The sequence below is a fragment of the Streptomyces sp. NPDC002669 genome, from assembly GCF_042889165.1.
In the GTDB taxonomy this organism is placed as follows: Bacteria; Actinomycetota; Actinomycetes; order Streptomycetales; family Streptomycetaceae; genus Streptomyces.
In genome coordinates, this window is the sequence record NZ_JBIAQQ010000039.1 from 24,552 (window position 1) to 39,796 (window position 15,245).

The 15,245-nt window shown below is 67.7% G+C and carries 18 protein-coding genes and 5 pseudogenes; 7 read left to right on the forward strand and 16 right to left on the reverse strand.

Annotation, left to right across the window (positions count from 1 at the left end; genetic code table 11):
• Window positions 1-193: 193 nt before the first annotated feature.
• The 7 genes and pseudogenes from ACFYW1_RS35685 to ACFYW1_RS35715 form a co-directional block, all read right to left on the reverse strand.
• A complete protein-coding gene (locus ACFYW1_RS35685; protein ID WP_389003122.1) occupies window positions 194-946 on the reverse strand; it encodes an amino acid ABC transporter ATP-binding protein in 753 nt (250 codons plus the stop codon).
• A 3-nt stretch (window positions 947-949) separates the two neighbouring features.
• On the reverse strand, window positions 950-2,050 hold the full coding sequence (locus tag ACFYW1_RS35690) for an amino acid ABC transporter permease (RefSeq protein ID WP_389003125.1): 1,101 nt from the start codon (window positions 2,048-2,050) through the stop codon (window positions 950-952).
• A gap of 2 nt (window positions 2,051-2,052) precedes the next feature.
• On the reverse strand, window positions 2,053-2,925 hold the full coding sequence (locus ACFYW1_RS35695) for an ABC transporter substrate-binding protein (RefSeq protein ID WP_389003128.1): 873 nt from the start codon (window positions 2,923-2,925) through the stop codon (window positions 2,053-2,055).
• A 114-nt stretch (window positions 2,926-3,039) separates the two neighbouring features.
• Window positions 3,040-3,519: pseudogene (locus ACFYW1_RS35700) on the reverse strand (transposase); the annotation flags it as partial.
• Window positions 3,520-3,994: 475 nt separating this feature from the next.
• Window positions 3,995-4,135, reverse strand: a pseudogene (locus ACFYW1_RS35705) (IS3 family transposase); the annotation flags it as partial.
• Between the two features lie 136 nt (window positions 4,136-4,271).
• Window positions 4,272-4,673: a transposase gene (locus ACFYW1_RS35710; protein WP_389003131.1), complete on the reverse strand. Its 402-nt coding sequence runs from the start codon at window positions 4,671-4,673 to the stop codon at window positions 4,272-4,274.
• A gap of 54 nt (window positions 4,674-4,727) precedes the next feature.
• A complete protein-coding gene (locus ACFYW1_RS35715; RefSeq protein WP_389003134.1) occupies window positions 4,728-5,135 on the reverse strand; it encodes a hypothetical protein in 408 nt (135 codons plus the stop codon).
• 232 nt (window positions 5,136-5,367) lie between these two features.
• Between ACFYW1_RS35715 and ACFYW1_RS35720 the strand changes: the two genes are divergently transcribed.
• On the forward strand, window positions 5,368-5,940 hold the full coding sequence (locus tag ACFYW1_RS35720; RefSeq protein ID WP_389003209.1) for a hypothetical protein: 573 nt from the start codon (window positions 5,368-5,370) through the stop codon (window positions 5,938-5,940).
• Window positions 5,941-6,479: 539 nt separating this feature from the next.
• Here the strand turns inward: ACFYW1_RS35720 and ACFYW1_RS35725 are convergent.
• On the reverse strand, window positions 6,480-6,734 hold the full coding sequence (locus ACFYW1_RS35725; RefSeq protein ID WP_389003137.1) for a hypothetical protein: 255 nt from the start codon (window positions 6,732-6,734) through the stop codon (window positions 6,480-6,482).
• A 76-nt stretch (window positions 6,735-6,810) separates the two neighbouring features.
• On the opposite strand from ACFYW1_RS35725, the pseudogene ACFYW1_RS35730 reads away from it, so the two are divergent.
• The 3 genes and pseudogenes from ACFYW1_RS35730 to ACFYW1_RS35740 form a co-directional block, all read left to right on the forward strand.
• A pseudogene (locus ACFYW1_RS35730) lies at window positions 6,811-7,095 on the forward strand (IS5/IS1182 family transposase); the annotation flags it as partial.
• A gap of 95 nt (window positions 7,096-7,190) precedes the next feature.
• On the forward strand, window positions 7,191-7,937 hold the full coding sequence (locus ACFYW1_RS35735; RefSeq protein WP_389003140.1) for a GNAT family N-acetyltransferase: 747 nt from the start codon (window positions 7,191-7,193) through the stop codon (window positions 7,935-7,937).
• Window positions 7,938-8,083: 146 nt separating this feature from the next.
• Window positions 8,084-8,272 (forward strand): annotated as a pseudogene (locus tag ACFYW1_RS35740) (CPCC family cysteine-rich protein); the annotation flags it as partial.
• A 26-nt stretch (window positions 8,273-8,298) separates the two neighbouring features.
• On the opposite strand, the gene ACFYW1_RS35745 reads toward ACFYW1_RS35740, so the two are convergent.
• Window positions 8,299-8,502, reverse strand: coding sequence for a hypothetical protein (locus ACFYW1_RS35745; RefSeq protein WP_389003211.1), 204 nt, complete (start codon window positions 8,500-8,502; stop codon window positions 8,299-8,301).
• On the opposite strand from ACFYW1_RS35745, the gene ACFYW1_RS35750 reads away from it, so the two are divergent.
• The 3 genes from ACFYW1_RS35750 (at window position 8,422) to ACFYW1_RS35760 (ending at window position 9,654) form a co-directional block, all read left to right on the forward strand.
• Window positions 8,422-8,970 (forward strand): hypothetical protein, encoded by a 549-nt coding sequence (locus ACFYW1_RS35750; protein WP_389003205.1) that lies wholly within the window; start codon window positions 8,422-8,424, stop codon window positions 8,968-8,970. The genes ACFYW1_RS35745 and ACFYW1_RS35750 overlap by 81 nt on opposite strands.
• A gap of 109 nt (window positions 8,971-9,079) precedes the next feature.
• Complete coding sequence (locus ACFYW1_RS35755; RefSeq protein WP_389003143.1) at window positions 9,080-9,325, forward strand: hypothetical protein; 246 nt, start codon at window positions 9,080-9,082, stop codon at window positions 9,323-9,325.
• A 71-nt stretch (window positions 9,326-9,396) separates the two neighbouring features.
• The gene (locus ACFYW1_RS35760) at window positions 9,397-9,654 is read left to right on the forward strand and encodes a hypothetical protein (RefSeq protein ID WP_389003146.1); all 258 of its coding nucleotides are present in this window, start codon (window positions 9,397-9,399) and stop codon (window positions 9,652-9,654) included.
• A 374-nt stretch (window positions 9,655-10,028) separates the two neighbouring features.
• On the opposite strand, the gene ACFYW1_RS35765 is transcribed toward ACFYW1_RS35760, so the two are convergent.
• The 7 genes and pseudogenes from ACFYW1_RS35765 to ACFYW1_RS35795 form a co-directional block, all read right to left on the reverse strand.
• On the reverse strand, window positions 10,029-10,505 hold the full coding sequence (locus ACFYW1_RS35765; RefSeq protein WP_389003207.1) for a transposase: 477 nt from the start codon (window positions 10,503-10,505) through the stop codon (window positions 10,029-10,031).
• 107 nt (window positions 10,506-10,612) lie between these two features.
• Window positions 10,613-10,951 (reverse strand): annotated as a pseudogene (locus tag ACFYW1_RS35770) (IS3 family transposase); the annotation flags it as partial.
• A gap of 8 nt (window positions 10,952-10,959) precedes the next feature.
• The gene (locus tag ACFYW1_RS35775) at window positions 10,960-11,646 is read right to left on the reverse strand and encodes a GNAT family N-acetyltransferase (protein WP_389003149.1); all 687 of its coding nucleotides are present in this window, start codon (window positions 11,644-11,646) and stop codon (window positions 10,960-10,962) included.
• Window positions 11,647-11,853: 207 nt separating this feature from the next.
• Window positions 11,854-12,828 carry an LLM class flavin-dependent oxidoreductase gene (locus ACFYW1_RS35780; protein ID WP_389003152.1) on the reverse strand — a complete coding sequence of 325 codons (975 nt, stop codon included), beginning with the start codon at window positions 12,826-12,828 and terminating at the stop codon, window positions 11,854-11,856.
• Window positions 12,829-12,885: 57 nt separating this feature from the next.
• Window positions 12,886-13,419, reverse strand: coding sequence for a hypothetical protein (locus ACFYW1_RS35785; RefSeq protein ID WP_389003155.1), 534 nt, complete (start codon window positions 13,417-13,419; stop codon window positions 12,886-12,888).
• Window positions 13,416-14,405 (reverse strand): alpha/beta fold hydrolase, encoded by a 990-nt coding sequence (locus ACFYW1_RS35790; protein ID WP_389003158.1) that lies wholly within the window; start codon window positions 14,403-14,405, stop codon window positions 13,416-13,418. Before ACFYW1_RS35790 ends, ACFYW1_RS35785 begins: the two co-directional genes overlap by 4 nt.
• Window positions 14,389-15,234 carry an HTTM domain-containing protein gene (locus tag ACFYW1_RS35795; RefSeq protein WP_389003161.1) on the reverse strand — a complete coding sequence of 282 codons (846 nt, stop codon included), beginning with the start codon at window positions 15,232-15,234 and terminating at the stop codon, window positions 14,389-14,391. The genes ACFYW1_RS35790 and ACFYW1_RS35795 overlap by 17 nt, the downstream gene beginning before the upstream one ends.
• Window positions 15,235-15,245: the final 11 nt, after the last annotated feature.

Here is a 15,245-nt window from a genome sequence, read left to right on the forward strand (position 1 = left end):
GGTGGGGAGTCCTCCGGGCACGGCCGGGCCCTTTCGTCCGGATTAGGCGGGGTCAGGCCTGGTCGGCGAGCGGGGCCCGGTTCGTGCGTTCGCAGGACAAACGAGGGGTCGGGGGAACTCCCCTGCTCCGGCGGAGCCTAGAACTCGGGGAAGTACTGGGCACGCGAGCCCGGCATGGTCCAACCAGGAGGCTCTAGTTCCTTCCCGCCTCGTGGATCCGGCGGAGGAACGTCTTCAGTTCGGGCGTGCGTGGTTCGTTGAAGATCTGCTCGGGCGGCCCCTGTTCGAGGATGATTCCCTTGTGCAGGAAGCAGAGCTGGGACGAGATCTCCCTGGCGAAGGGCAGCTCGTGGGTGGTCATCATCATCGTGATGCCATCGGCGGCCAGTTCCCTGACCAGGTTGAGCACCTCGATCACCAGCTCCGGGTCCAGGGCCGAGGTGATCTCGTCCAGCAGCAGGACCTCGGGGCGCATCAGCATGGCTCGTGCTATCGCCACCCGCTGCTGCTGTCCGCCCGAGAGCTGCTCGGGGTAGGCGTCCGCCTTGTCCTTGAGCCCCACGCGTTCGAGCATGACGCGTGCGTCGGCCTCCGCCTGGGCCTTCGACGCCACCCCGGCGCGGACGGGTGTGAGGGTGCAGTTCCGCAGAACTGTCATGTGCGGGAAGAGGTTGAAGCTCTGGAACACGATGCCGACCCTGCGGCGCAGCCTGACCAGGTCGACCCCGTCGCCGGAGACGACGTCGCCGTTGAGCGAGATCTGTCCGCCCTGGATCGGTTCGAGTCCGTTGACGCAGCGCAGGAGGGTCGATTTCCCGGACCCGGACGCACCGATGAGGGTGACGACCTCATTGCGTTCGACGGCGAGATCGACACGGTCGAGGACTGTGGTGGCGCCGTATTTCTTGGTGACCTGTTCCAGGGCCACATGTGCGGTTGTCGGCATGGTTCAGGCTCTCTTCAGCTTTGTCCCGGAGCGGGCCAGCAGGTAGTCGACGAAGCGGGTCTGCGGGATGGTGACGAGAACGAAGACGAAGCACACGGCGGTCACTGCGGAGAGGTTGAAGTCGTTGGCGGAGTAGATCTTCGCCTGGCTGAAGGCGTCGATGATGCCGACGACGATGACCAGCGCCGTGTCCTTCTGCAATCCGATGAACTGGCTGAGCATGGGGGCGGCGATGTTCCGTGACATCTGCGGCAGGATGACGAACCTGAGGACGTCCGGCTGCGAGAGGCCCATGGAGAGCGCCGCCGAGGTCTGCCCCTGGTTGATGGACTCCATGCCGGCGCGGTAGAGCTCGGCGTTGTAGGCGCTGTAGGTGAGCGCCAGGGCCGCGATGGCGTAGACGATCGGATCGCCCTCGCTGAGCACGGGCACCTCGGTCAGGGGAAGGCCGAAACAGACCAGGTAGATCAGCACCACGGACGGAATGCCGCGGAGTACGTCGATGTACGTGATCGCCAGCACCCGAACCGGCCAGAAGCCCTTGCCCGGCAGTAGGCGTGCCACGGCGAGAACCAGTCCGAAGAGCATGGCCAGGATCTGTGCGCCGACGGCGATCTCGATGTTGATGACGAGAGCCTTGAAGATGTCTCCCAGGCTCTTCGTCATGAACGACATGTTGAAGAAGGTCTTCTGCACCGCCCCGTCGTTGGTGAAGACGAGCAGGCCGGTGACCGCCACGACGGCGACGAAACCCGTCAGGCCCAATGAGGAGACCGATGCGTTCCTGGAACGGGCGGCCTCAATCCGCGACTCGGTGTAGCGCTTGGCCTCCCACTCCTTGTCCGAGAGCTTGTGGCGCCGGTGGGCCAGCAGGAGCGGGCCACCGAGGACGGCCGCCGGCAGCGCGGCTCCGAACACCAGCCGAGGGGTCTGTCCGGAGGTGAGAGTTCCGACGAACTGGTGGCACAGCACAACGGTCAGCAGGGCAAGGACCGCTGCCCCGCCGAGATACCCCGAGGTACGCAGCGGACGAGTCGGGACGAGACCCCCTTCGTCCGGGGCGGGTCTGTCGGTGGAGTCCTTGTGAAGCGTTCGGGCGTCCATGGTCAGGCACTCCAGTCGGGGAGCGCGTGCGGGTCGCCGCCGAGGATCGGGTTGAGCCACTTGTCCATGATCGACTTCAAGGTGCCGTCCTTCTCCATGTCGGCGAGGATCTTGTCCACCACCTCGACGTTCGGCGATCCCTTGGGGAACAGCGGGGCAACGTCACCGCCGATGGGGTATCTGCCTATGACCTTGAGCTTGCCGCCGGACTCGGCGGCGCGGGGCATGACGGTCGCGGTGTCGTTCAGCGCGGCGTCGACCTGGCCGGCGAGCACGGCGTTGAAGAGGTCGTCGTTGGAGCTGAACACTCGGACCTGCTTGGGTTTCAGGGTGTCATTGGCAAACTTCAGCTGGAGCGATCCGGCCAGCACGCCGACGGTCGAGTTCTTGATGGTGGAGCGGGAGAGGCTGGAACCGCTCTTGGCGAGGACGCCGGTCTCGTAGGTGTTGTAAGGGGTGGAGAAGTCGACGGCCTTGCGCCGCTCCGGAGTGACGAGGATGTCCCACACGGCGAAGTCGAAGTTCGACGTCTTGGCCGTCACCAGCGCCTCGAAGGAAGCGTTGACCAGGGTGATCTTCTTGATGCCCGCCCGGTTGGCGATCTCCGCGTCGAGGCAGTACATGTAGCCGCCGTCGACGGTTTCCAACGTGTTGCCCCGGTATCCCGCGGGGAAGGGCAGCGAGGCGGCGACGGTGAGTTCGCCCGCCTTCCTCGTCTTCATCTCGTGGATCTGGGGGTTCTTGGTGACCTCGCAGCCTCCGAACGGTTTCGCCCGGTTCGCGGAGTCCGCTCCGGTCCCACCGGAACAGGCGGTGAGCGCGACGAGGGCGGTGGCCACGACCACTGCGCCGCTGATTCTCAGTGACTTCTTCATGTGCGACCTCTGGGGAGGATGACTTCGGAGTACGAGGAGCAGCCCGAGTCCACGCCATGCACTGCCGCGCGAACCTTGGAACATCACTGATATTTCAGTGATGTGGGACGCAGGCTATACGTGGGGGGTATTTTTGGCCAGACCCTTTCGCGCAGTGGGATGCGAAGCGGCGGCGCGGCCGACCGGTCCGCCGCTTCGAAGCAGTCCGAGGTGGAGGCCGGCCCGTATCTCGTAGCGGCTCCGGAGCCGCTTGAACTGGTGGAGCCGCGCGAATGTGCGCTCGACGACCCGGCGGGTCTTCCCCAGGCCGGATCCATGGACTGACTGTGCCCTTGTGGGCGATCTTCGGTGTGATGCCGCGGGTCCGGAGAAGACGGCGGTACTTGTCGTAGCCGCGGCCCGCGAACAGCCGATCCGGCCGGTGCCTCAGCCGCCCGCGGACCCCGCGGATGCGGGGCATCGCGTCCAGCAGGGGCATCAGCTGAGTGAGGTCGTAACGGTTTCCGCTGGTCAGCGAGATGGCCAAGGGGGGCCGGGCCGGTCGACGATCAGGTAGTGCTTGCTGCTCGGACGCGTGCGGTCGACCGGCGAAGGTCTCGTGGCATACCGCGCGGCCGGCAGGGCGTGAGCGGAACGCGATCCGGCGCACTTCCTCGTCGGGTTCCAGCCCGCGCAGGGGCGTGTTGACCGACAGGGACTTGCCGAAGCCCGCCTCGCCATAGAGGTTCCCCGCTGGGCGGGAGTGGTTGACCAGCTGGTCAGGGCGAGTTGACGTGGTTTCCGGTTCACTGGTTCGGTCGCTGCCTGGCCGGCCAGGGCGTGCTCGAGCGAAGTGAGAACCAGGTCGGCGTCCGCGTGGGCGGAGGTTACCCAGGCCACCGCCCGGAGAGAGAAGGCGCCCCGGATCGCCGACAGCCAGAGCTGTCCTTCCAGGGTCGGAATCATGGTGAGGCCAACGACCCACAGCCGGTTCGACGCTCTCGCGGTGAAGTCGCGCTGCACCAGGTCCAGTGTGAGTGCGGCATCCCGGTCGCGCGGGTGAACCCCTTGGTCTTGCGGGGCTGATGCCGACGAGACCGGCTTCGCACATGAGCCGTTCGTCACGTTTGCGTCGGACATGGACGCCCTCGCGCTTGAGGCCGACATGCACGCGGGGCGAGCCGTAGGTCCCGCCGGAGTCCTCGTGGGCCTGGCGGATCTGGCCGGGCAGTTCTGCGTCCTGGCGGCGCCGTTCGCAGGATTCCTCCTCGGCCCGGCGCCACCGCTAGTGGGTGGAGGAGGGGATGTTCAGTTCCCGGCGTACGGGCTCGCCCCCCCCAGATGCGGGTGCTCGTCAACGAACGCCGTCACCCGGCCGGGCCGGGGCGAGCTGGGCCGCGAAAAAGCCGAGGCCGTCCGCAAAACCTCATCCGCACACTTGGGCCGGGCATTCTCCTTGCGCAGGCGGCAAGTTCCTCCCGCTCGGCGGTGATGAGCATGTCGTCACGTTCGCCGGCGTCGGCCCCGGCCTGGCGGATCCAGCTACGCAGGGGCTCGTGATGCACCCCGAGTTCCTCGGCCATGCGGCAAATCACGGGCTTCGGCTCGGCGGTCCGGTACGTCCGGACCCCACGCCCACGCAACTCCAGCAGGTACTTCCTCGGCGCAGGCATCATCCGGGCTCCTCTCATGAGACCCATCCGACCTTCTGTCACCTGTCCCCGCACCTCGGGGAACCTCACGACGCCCAGACCGCTCAAGCCGGTCATGACCGGTACCCCGGAGGAGTTCCCCGCCGGAGCACCAGTTGTCTCATGGGCCCGTTACGGTTTTCCCTTCCAGTTTTCCGGGACGAGCGGCGTTGGCATCAGCCACGCCGCAAAGGCCGCCTGAGCCATAACCTGAAGCACCAGCGGCTCGGCCGTGGCCGCCCCTATGAGCGGAAACGCAAAGAGCACCATGGGGAAGCCCAGCAGGACCCGAAACAGGACGACTTCCATATGCTGGTGGGCCAGTCCAGCCACAATCGCCAGGAGCACCGTGGGGATGCCGGTGAAGGCCAGCATCAGCAGGCCGACCTGCATGCCACCGAGGAAGGTGGAGTCCGGGACCACCAGCGCAATGACGGTCCAGACGGCCAGGTGCAACAGGACGTATGACAAGGCGCACCGCGCCATCCGTCCCAGCACCCGTCTCATGCCGGGGCCGGTCGCCTGCCCGGTGGTAGTCATCAGCATCCCTTCACACACACGTTGTCAGTCCAGGGCTTTTCAATCTTCCCTGGGGTGGCCGTCGCCCGGTCCGGGCACAGCTCATAAAATCTGGACTCCCGGCCGGAAATCATGAGTCCGTGGGAGCAGCGTGGGCCGAATTGGTGTGTCGAGGGAGTAGAGGAGGTCTCCCATGCCCAGGCGTGGAATACGGGTTCCGAGTGGTCGGCTGTGTGCGGGCATTGTGGTCGGGATGGCTGTCGGGCTGCTGACGCTGTGGCTGCTCATGCTCCTCGGGCATGTCCTCTACACCGGGGCCGGCATGTGGGGGTTCTTTCTGGTCGTGGGAGCCGGCGTCGTCGTGGGCTGTGGTGTCGCTTTCGCGCGCCGGGGTGCCGAGATCGGAGCCTCGTGGGGGCTGCTGGCCGCGATCGCGGCCATGTTCTTCTGCGCGGCGCACATGGAATATCTTGCCTCCAACGTCCTGCACGACCGGGGTCGGGAGGTCTACGGCCTCGTACAGGAGGAGACCGGCTTCACCCTCCCCAACCCGAGAGACGGCACCCCTGGCACGTACACCTACGCCGTCTCCCTCCCGGGAAGCTCACAACAGATTGAACTGTCCACGGAAGTTAGGGAGTTGGAGACCGGGAAGAAGTACCTGATGACCATCGACCCGCAGCGCGGTGTCCGCCCCGTCCTCGGCCCGAGGCCCGGCACGGACGTCTTCCACCTCGTCTGGCAAATCGTCTGCGCGGTCTTCATCATGCTCTTCTGGCTCGCCGCCGTCGTCGTGGGCTTCGATCCGGACGAAATCGGTTGGTGACCTGCACGGACACGGACGGCTACGCGGACAGCGGGCACGGAAGCGGCGGGCTGTGATCGGTCGGAGGGGCATGGGCGCCGCGGGCATCGGCACGGGGCGGAACCTGGAGACCGGGGTCGCCATGTCCAGCGGCTGGTGCGGCCTGCGGTGGTTGTAGGCGAACACCTACTCCTCAATACCGACCTGCGCGACATCGATGAGACGGGCGGCTCGGGAGTGCATGGGCGGAGGTGAAGTTCACCGCCTGTCTCTCCCGGCTGCAGGACTGCGTGGCCGGGCAGGTCCTGACCGCGGCCCGCGCCCAGGCGGCCGTACTGGCCGACGGCGGTGTACCTGACGGTGCGGTGGTGGTCGAGGACCCGAAGCGCGTCGTCCCGGTGGCGGTCACGGTCCGGGGCCGCCCCGGCGAGGCCCGAGTGGTATGGCGGGGAGAATGGAAGGTCCGCTGGCGGCGGCGCAGGGCTCGGACGGGGGGCGAAGACGCGTATGGGCCCTGCCCGGGGCGCCCGGCAGGGCCCGCGCTGAGCCGGATCAGCGGGTCACTCGGTCCGTGTCCCCCGGTAGCCCACCGGCCCCTCGCCCGGGAACTGGGCTGTCCCCTGGAACGAGCTGCCCCCGTCGAAGAAGTTGACGCTGCCGTTTCCCGCGTCGCTGGACCAGGTGACGGTCGTACCGGTGGCGGGAGCGCCGTCCGCAGGAACGACCTCTCCGCGGTTGGCCGGGGAAAGCGTGAGCGGCTCGTCCGACTGCCACCCTCCGCCGCCGGTGTGAATCTCGGTCTCGTACGTAGCCATGTGTTCTCCTTGCTCCTCGGTTCGGCCGGCACGGTTCGAAGGGCTGTTGCGCTGCCCGCACCAGAGTCAGGCCTTCGCATATGCAGGCAAACTCGTGACCTGGGCAAAGAAGCACCTCAACCTGACGGCCATGACCATCAGCCTCCCGAAAAGCACCTCCGGCTTCGTCGTCCTGCCCCGCCACTGGGTCGTCGAACGCAGCATCGCCTGGATGATGCACGTCCGCCGACACGCTCGCGACTACGAACGGCTCATCCAGCACTCCGGAACCCTGATCACCTGGGCAGCCATCACCCTCATGCCCCGCCGACTCACCCGGCCCGGCCCAACCCCTCCAGGGGTGAAGAAGTCGTCGTCAGCTGCTGAGTAGAGCAGTTGTATTCCCTTGCACACCCCCGTCAGACACCAGATCATGGGCCGACTGAAAACGATTTTGCTACTGATAGGCACTCATAAGTGACGCTTCACGATGAACAACGTCAGACCCTCACCGGCGCCGACGGGCTGCCAGTGCTGACCTACATCCAAGGCACTCGCGACGGCCATCCCTGGGCCGACCTGGCCGAGGTGGTGGGCCCCGATCCCGTGCCCTCCATCCTCACCAAGATGCCCGGCTGGGCGGTCTCAGGATCCGTAGAACTTGGCGACCAACTGATCCGGCACGGTGCAAGCATCATGCGCCACGCCCACAGCATGCACCGCAACCTGATCTCGAACACCCCCCTTCTTGAGTGGTCGAACGACAGCCTCCCTGAGGGGCTCCAATTCGCTCCCTGCACTCGTCAGGCCCACCACCTGTTTCCAGCATGGCGCGCTGCTTTCTCTCCCGAACACCCGGATCACTACCACGGAAGCGATGAGCAGGCCCTCGACACACAGCTCGCCCCGCTGCTGGCCGGCCAAGTGCTGGGCCCAGTCATGCCCTGCAGCACCCTGGCGGTTGATGAGACAGACCGCGTGATCGGCGGAGTCATCGTCACGAACCGTGATGGCCTCCCATGGATCGCAACAGTCTTCCGCCAACCAGACCCCTGCTATGCCGGCCTTGGCGCCACGCTCCTTCGCCGGATGCTGGCAGACGCCGCAGCCAGCGGCCTCACAGAGATCGGGCTGGTGGTGAGTGACACCAACCCCGCCCGTCACCTTTACGAGAAGCTCGGGTTCCAGCTCACCAGTACTTCTCTCACCGTCCTCGTCCCCTGACCTGAAGCTGCACCCGACCCGTGTCCAGGGCGGTTACGCCACCAACGGTTGTTGTGTATCCGCCCTGCACAAACATCAGGTTCAGAAACAGGTCCTGAACTTGTCGTTCAACCTCTGCTGCTGTTGCGAGCGGCTGCGGTCACGCGATGTCGGCGGGCACTGGTATTTGTCATCCGGTGACCAGCGAAGACAGCAACCCGGTTCCCCAGTGGTTCAACATCGTTCTTTGCCCTGAGAACGGCCCCTGCGCATGTCCCTGCTGTGGCTGCCTGCCCTTGGGGGCCCGTGGCGCTCACGAGATATGCACGGTGTGCTGCTGGGAGGACGACGGCCAGGACGAGCACGATGAAGGCGAAGACGGTCAGTTCGGCACGTCAGTACCCCTGTCCTCAAAGCAGCCGAGATCGAGCTGCCGCCCGCCGTCCTGCTCACCGGGCAGGTCGATCGGATCCTCTCGGCTGCCAGCACCGCGCGCGACCGCTTCCTGCTCGCGCTGCTCCTCGGGACCGGTCTGCGTATCGGCGAGGCGCTTGGCCTGCGGCGCAAGGACATGCACTTCCTGCACGACTCCCAGCATCTCGGCTGCCAGATCGCCAGGGCGCACGACTACGCCGAACCGCCCGCGCGCCAGCTGGTACGGACCGACCGGGCGGCCTGGCTCGCCGACCGGCTCGACCTCCAGTGGCGGACGAATGAGTGGGATCCCGGCAGCCTGTTGTTCACAGCGGATCTGGACAACCCGCGGACCCGGGCCTTCGCCTGGCGCGTGATGGCCTGCGACACGCTGGTCGAGTCGCCGGAGTCCCGCTGCGAAGCATGCCGGGCCGTCAGCGCACGGCGCGGTCACCCGGCCGACTTCGGCACGACCCACACACCGGCCCTGCCCGCGGTGCGACAGCCCAATGGGGGGCCGGCTTGCAACCGGGCCGCGCACAGTTCGCTCTCGGGGACCTCTCCACAGCGGTGCGGGCTGAGATCCTCTTCTGCCTTCAGCGCCGTGCCAAGGAGGACCGCCCGGTCGTGCCCGCGATGATGCGCCGCATCGTCCGCAACCTCCCCCGAGACCGTCCTCGCTTCTCGACCTCAGCACGCCGCTGTCCGCCACCGACCTCCCCAAGACCACCCACGGCCTGGTCAACGACATGCAGGTCAGACTCCGCCGGGCCCGTGTCCAGTACGACGGTGTCGATCCGACGCTCGCAGACGTCTGGGACTGCGCGCTGGTGGGGCTGTTGTCCGCACCGAACCGCCGCTATCTGGCCGTCAGCGGGCACCTGGACTTCCAGCCCATCCGGCAACGGTGGCTGCGCGAAATCGTCAAGGAGTACGGGCGGGCCGTGCGGCCCACCGTGGCGGAGCTGAGACGCCCGGCCAACATTCGACGCTAGCCTCGAACGCACTGGCGGCCAGGCTCGCCGCCGAGAGGCCGCAGACACTCGCCCTGGCCGACACGACCCTTGTGGTCGAGACCATCGAAGATGCCCGCAACCCGAAGGGCGGCAGCGCCCACTCCCATGCCCAGCGCAAGGCGATGCTGGGCTGGTGGCGCCGGCTCCTTCAGTACGCGCGCCCGGCCGGCCTGATGGACGACGTCCCGGGGGTCTTCGCGCTCAGCCCCGAACTGCACGGCATCGAGGCTGTCGACACGACCGAGGACGAGAGCGGCCGCGCGATCCCCGGCACGTCATCGCCCAGCTCGACCGGTACCTGCCCCTGATGGGCGCGGACTCCACCTACAAGCACGCCGGCCGGCAGGCCGGTGACTTCGCGGCCATGTATCAGGAGGTCTACCGGATCATCCGCGACGCCGGGCGCCGTCCCGAGGAAGCCACCTCGCTCAAGCGGGACAGCCTGCGGTGGACCGACGGCAAGCCGTCCCTGGTCTACGACCACCGAAAGCACAGACGTTACGGCCGACACCTTCCCATCAGCCCGGAAACCGTCCGGCACATCCAGCAGTGGCAGGAGCGCCGCGACAGCCCCCGGAGATGCCGGGCTGCGAGGAATGGATCTTCCTCGCACCCGGAGCCACCCGCAGGTCCCGCGTCAGGTACCTGACTGAAGTTTCCCGTGATCTCGGACACGTGATCGTTATGCCGCGAGGGCGTGCTGAGGCCGCTGCCTGGTCTCGGCCGGGGTGAGGCAGCCGAAGGTCTTGTGCTTGCGTGGGCGGCGGCGGTTGCAGAAGGTCTCGATGAAGTTGAAGTCCTCCGCGCGGGCGGTGGCCCGGTCGGGCCAGGTGCGGGTGCCGATCTCTTCTTCGAACAGAGCCCAGAAGCTCTCCGCAGCGGCGTTGTCGAAGCATGATCCGGTGCGTCCGCAGCTCTGCTGCAGCTCCAGCTCCCCTATTCTTTCCCGGGACTGGGTCGACGTACATTCGCTGCCGCGATCGCTGTGGATCACGCAGCCGGGCTCCAGTCCGCCCCGGCCGTGGGTCATGTCGAGTGCATCGACGACGAGTTCCGCGCGGTGGTGGTCGGCCATCGCGTGGCCGACGAGCTCGTGGGTGGCCAGGTCCGGCCGGCGGGCGAGGCTGAGCCGACCCTCGGCGGTGGGCAGGTAAGTGATGTCACCCCCAGCTTGGTCCCGGGACGCTCGGCATGAAAGTCGCGGCCGATCAGGTCCGGGGCCGGCTTCGCCTTCACATCCGGCCGGGTCAGCGAACGTCTCTTGCGTCGGCTGACGCCGCGCTCACGCATCACGCGGGCGACGCGCTTGCGATTCACCCGTCGTCCCAGGCGGCGCAGTTCGGCGTGGATGCGCGGAAGACCGTAGGTGTGGGCGGGAGGAGATGTGCAGCACGGTGGTCTCGTGCGCGAGCGCGTTGTCGGCGGCCCGACGAGCGCGGCGGGCGGCCTCGCCCTCGCACCAGGCGTAGTAGGAGGAGCGGGCGACCTTCGGTCCCCGGCACCGGTGGGGGCTTCGGTGCCGACCGCCTGCACGTCCCGCTGCAGGCGGTGCGGTCTCGGCCGGGCCGGGCGGGCGAGTGTCCTGAGAGCGCAGCTGCCGTGCACGGGCGTTTCTACGGCGCCTGGGGGAGCTGTCGCATCAAATGGATGGATGTTCGGCTGAAACCTGTCGCCCGGTACAGGTTGGTGGCCCGTGTGTTCTCCGTGAACACTGTCAGAGCCATGTCAGTGTTCCCTGCGGACGCGGCATGGTTTTCCGCCAGCCGGAGCAGCGCTTGCCCGTGCCCTCGTCCCTGGTGCTTCTTCTCGACCGCTACGTCGTGGACGAATCCCGTGCGGCCGTCCACGCTCCTGCCGAGGCACAGGTGTCCGATGTGCTCGCCCTGATGGAAAAGGTCTTGGAGCTGGTACGGCCCCGCTGTTCCGCCCGGTCGCGCGAGGGAGGTCAGGGCCTTCCGTGCGCTGGACTCCGCGTAGCCACCGGGCAGTCCCAGGTCGCGCAGCAGAGCCGCGTACCCGCGCAGGAACCCTCGCTCCCACGACTCCCGTCCGGCCTGCGACGTACGCACGGTCGTATAGCCCCCACCGAGTTCCGGGTCGGCCCGGTTGCCCGGGCCGACCCGCTTGCCCAGGTCGTGGGCGAACTCCTTGTATCCGGCCCGCGACAACATCGGGAGGTCTCCGAACCGGAAGGAGGGGAGCGTCAGGAGAACGTGAGCGCATCCGGCGCCGAGCAGCACTCGTTCCGCTGCGCGCACCACCTGTAGGGCGAGACGACGTTCGTGATCGTCGTCCTCCACCTGGAACGAGTGGATTCTGCCGACGGGTGCTTCACCGCCCGTGGCCAGCCGGAGGGATCCGACATCCCGCGTCCCCACTCGGACGACGTACTCCTCGACCGTCGGATCCGTGCCGGACGCACCCTCGGGTGTCGCCTCCACAAGACGGAGGTCTCCCGACCGCTCCATGTCCCTCCTTGGTTGCCGTCCCGAGCCGCATGCGATCGGTCAGGCCGCGGGATACCCCAGCGCGGCCAGTAGTGCCTGCGCCTCCGAAAGACCGGCTCGTGGCCCTTCGAGGGCGACCACGCCGCCGGCGCCGACCACGACTTCGTCCACTCCGGCCGCCGCGTATTCGGCCACGCGGTCCTTCAGCTCGGTCGCGTCCCCGTACAGGAAGGCACCGCCGTCGACGAGGGCTCTCGCCGCCTTTGCCGGGTCCGCCTCCACGTCGGTGTCCATTCCTGCCTGCCTCAGCATGTCCTGATAGTGGGGCAGGCCGAGATGGGCCCGGTTTCCGGCCAGGACGAGTTCTTCCGCCGCACGGCCGGCCTTGTCGAGCGCGGCAGGCACCATTGCGACGACGCGCGGGACCACACGACCGCGAGCGGCCGCTCCCTCTCGCAGCGCCGGCATGATCACGTCGCGGATGTATGCGGCAGGCGCCAGCCAGGTGATCGCGACATCCGCCGTCTCTCCGGCAAGCCGTGCCATGCCGGGCCGGAGTACGCCCAGGCCCACCTCGACCCGGGGGCGGGTGACCTTGGGGAGTCCGCCGTGGAAGGAGAAGTACTCGCCCGTGGTGGCCACCTCTCCCCCGTCCAGCAGCCCTTTCAGGATGCTCACGTACTCCCGCACCGCTCCCAGCTGGCTTCGGTAGGGCGTGCCCAGAAGTCTCTTCTGGAACGAGATGCTGCCGGGACCGTAGCCGGCGACGACCGGGTGGCCGGTCGCGGCGGCCACGGACTGGGCCTGGACAGCCGCGTCGTAGGGGTGCCGCAGCGGCATCAGCGACACACCGATGCCCGCGGGAACCGGAAATCCGGCCGCCGCCGCGTGAATGAACGGGTGGTGTGTATCGCCGCTCAGTACCTGGCCGAGCCAGAGCGTGCGTCCACCCCTCGACTGGGCGAGCGCGGCGTAGGGCAGGACGGCCTGCATCCGCGCGCCTCCGACGGGCATCATGAGTCCGATGTCGGGCATCGTCGTGTTTCTTTGCACATCAACTCCCATGTGTGTACAAGAGAAATCCGGCCGCTGTCACAGCGGAACGGACGGCGAGGAGAAGATGAACTTGGGCTTGACGCCCGGATCGTAGCCACCGCTCTTGACGACGACGAACTGGAACGCCACAGCGTTCTCCCGCTCGCTCGCGGGGTACGACGCGATCTCGGCGCGGACGTACTCCCGGAGGATTCGGTACAGATGGTTCTCCGTGATCCCCTGGACCCCGGCGGACGCGACGACTCCGCTCAACTTGCCGCAGACCATGAGAACGGACTTGACGTGCCGCCGCTGCGGGGACCACAGAACGGAGGTCCAGCCCCTCTCGTACGGTTGTGACGGCCGCTGCCACCCGCCGGTCGAGCGGTCGGCGTGGACGAGGCGGTGGAGCACGACGTAGTCGTGCTGTGCGGGGATGGGTGCGAAGAAGCGCCAGTTCGGGATGAGGCCGAGACGGTCGAACCGCCGCAGCCCGTCGAACACCCGGTGGGGATGCTGGCTGAGGACCGTCGCGGTGAACCAGCCCGCGAGAGCGATCTGAACGGAACGGTCGAGAACTCGGCGGTTCAACGGTCGGCCTCCGTCTCGTAGAGGTCGTGCAGAAAGCGTCTTGTCCCGTGGACGATCTTCTTCGCTCCTTCCTGGTACGGCACTGCTTCTCGCCTGATGTCGTCGAGGACCGTGGTGCCGGCGAAGTCGGGCAGGTCCATGAGCTCCGCGTGCATCTCCTGGTATGCGAGGCTCTCGGCGTTCCTGGGGCTCGACATGAGCAGGGTCACCGGGACGGGGACCTTCGGCATCGTGCCCGGCTCGGCCAGTTCACGGTGTACGGCCCGCCATTCGCGTTCCGCCGCGGTCCAGGTGGAGGCCGCGCGGTACTGGTCCAGGCAGAGCGACCTCACCCGTCGGGGGACCTGCTCGATCCACGGGGGCGCCAGCAGCAGCGGGGAGAGGCCGGAGCGCAGGGACTGCGGCATCAGGGTGAAGCCGAACCCGGTTTGCTCGGAGAGCGATCGAAGCAGCTTCGAGCGATGCAGCTCGCCGGGGTACCGGGGGTCGATCACCACCACTCCGTCGACCAGCCGGGGCTCGTCCGCTGCGGCCCGCAGGGCGAGGAGCCCTCCGAGTCCGTGGCCGACCAGTACCACCGGCCGATCCCCGCAAGTCGCCCGCACGAGGTCCACGGTGTCCTTCACGAGCAGGTCCAGGGTGAACGCGGCGGTGCTCCCGAGTCGGCTCCTGCCGTATCCGGCGCGGTTGGCCGCCAGGACCGAGAAGTCGGCGCCGAGCTCGTCCTCGACCGTGCTCCATCGCTCCACGGTGTCGCCCAGGTCCGGCAGAACCACCACCACGGGATCCGCGGCGAGCACCGGGCGAGGTGTGCGCCGGAGCCGGTACGCGATGGTGTTTCCGCTGTCGGTGCGTACGAGTCGCTCCGAACCGGTTCCCCACGCGACCCGGCGGGCCGTCCGCCGCTGTGCGACCGCTCCGGTGAGCAGAGCGGTACCGAACACCGCGGCGATCAGGCGCGGCAGCGCGTCATTCCTGGTGTCCACGGGGCCCCTCCGCCATGCCGATCGGGTTCGGGCGCGTCACGTAGAGGACCGCGGGATAGGTGGAGCAGAAGGCCCACACGAAGCGCGAGAGCCCCATGACCCGGGCATTGACCAGGTGGAAGGAGCCGGAGACGGCCAGCATGAGAGGGGCCGCCCTCCCCTTCGCCATGAAGATCACGGGGAACGCGCACTCGAACAGCAGCACCCCGTGGCTCACGTACTTCGACAGTTCCGGGAAACGTTGCGTGAGCCCGTACGCTCCCTCGTCGCCGTAGATCTCGGTCCGGAGGATGCCGGGCAGTGCTTCGCCCGAACGCCAGCCCGGCCCGGCGAGTTTGGTGACGCCGGCGGCGAAGTACGACAGGGCCGACTGGAGTGCGATGAACCAGAGGCAGGTGTCGACCACCTTCGGCTGACGTTCGCTCAGCCGGGCCACGGCAGCGACCCCCTGCACCGTGAAGGCCACCTGGTCGGATCCGTCCGTCCCGAAGTGCTGGCGAGGGTTGACCACCAGGGAGGACAGGGCGAGGAAGGACCCGGCGGCCGCTCTGGTCCGGCGCCCGGTCGACGGCACCACGAGCGTCGCCGCCGCGGCCACGCGGGCGATCTGAATCGACCGGCTCACCTGTGGCCGGCCCACGAAGTCCAGGACCCGTCGTACCGGGGGAGGCGCCCATGCGAACTCCTCACGGACCAGGTCCCAGTCCACGAGGGGCGCGTTGTGTTTCCGGCGCTCGTTCGTCAGCGACTCAAGGGCTGCGACCAGGTGCGTGATCGCGCTGATCTGCTCGGTCGTCGTCAGTGCGCGTGCGCGGCCCGGCCGCGGCATTCGGAATCTCC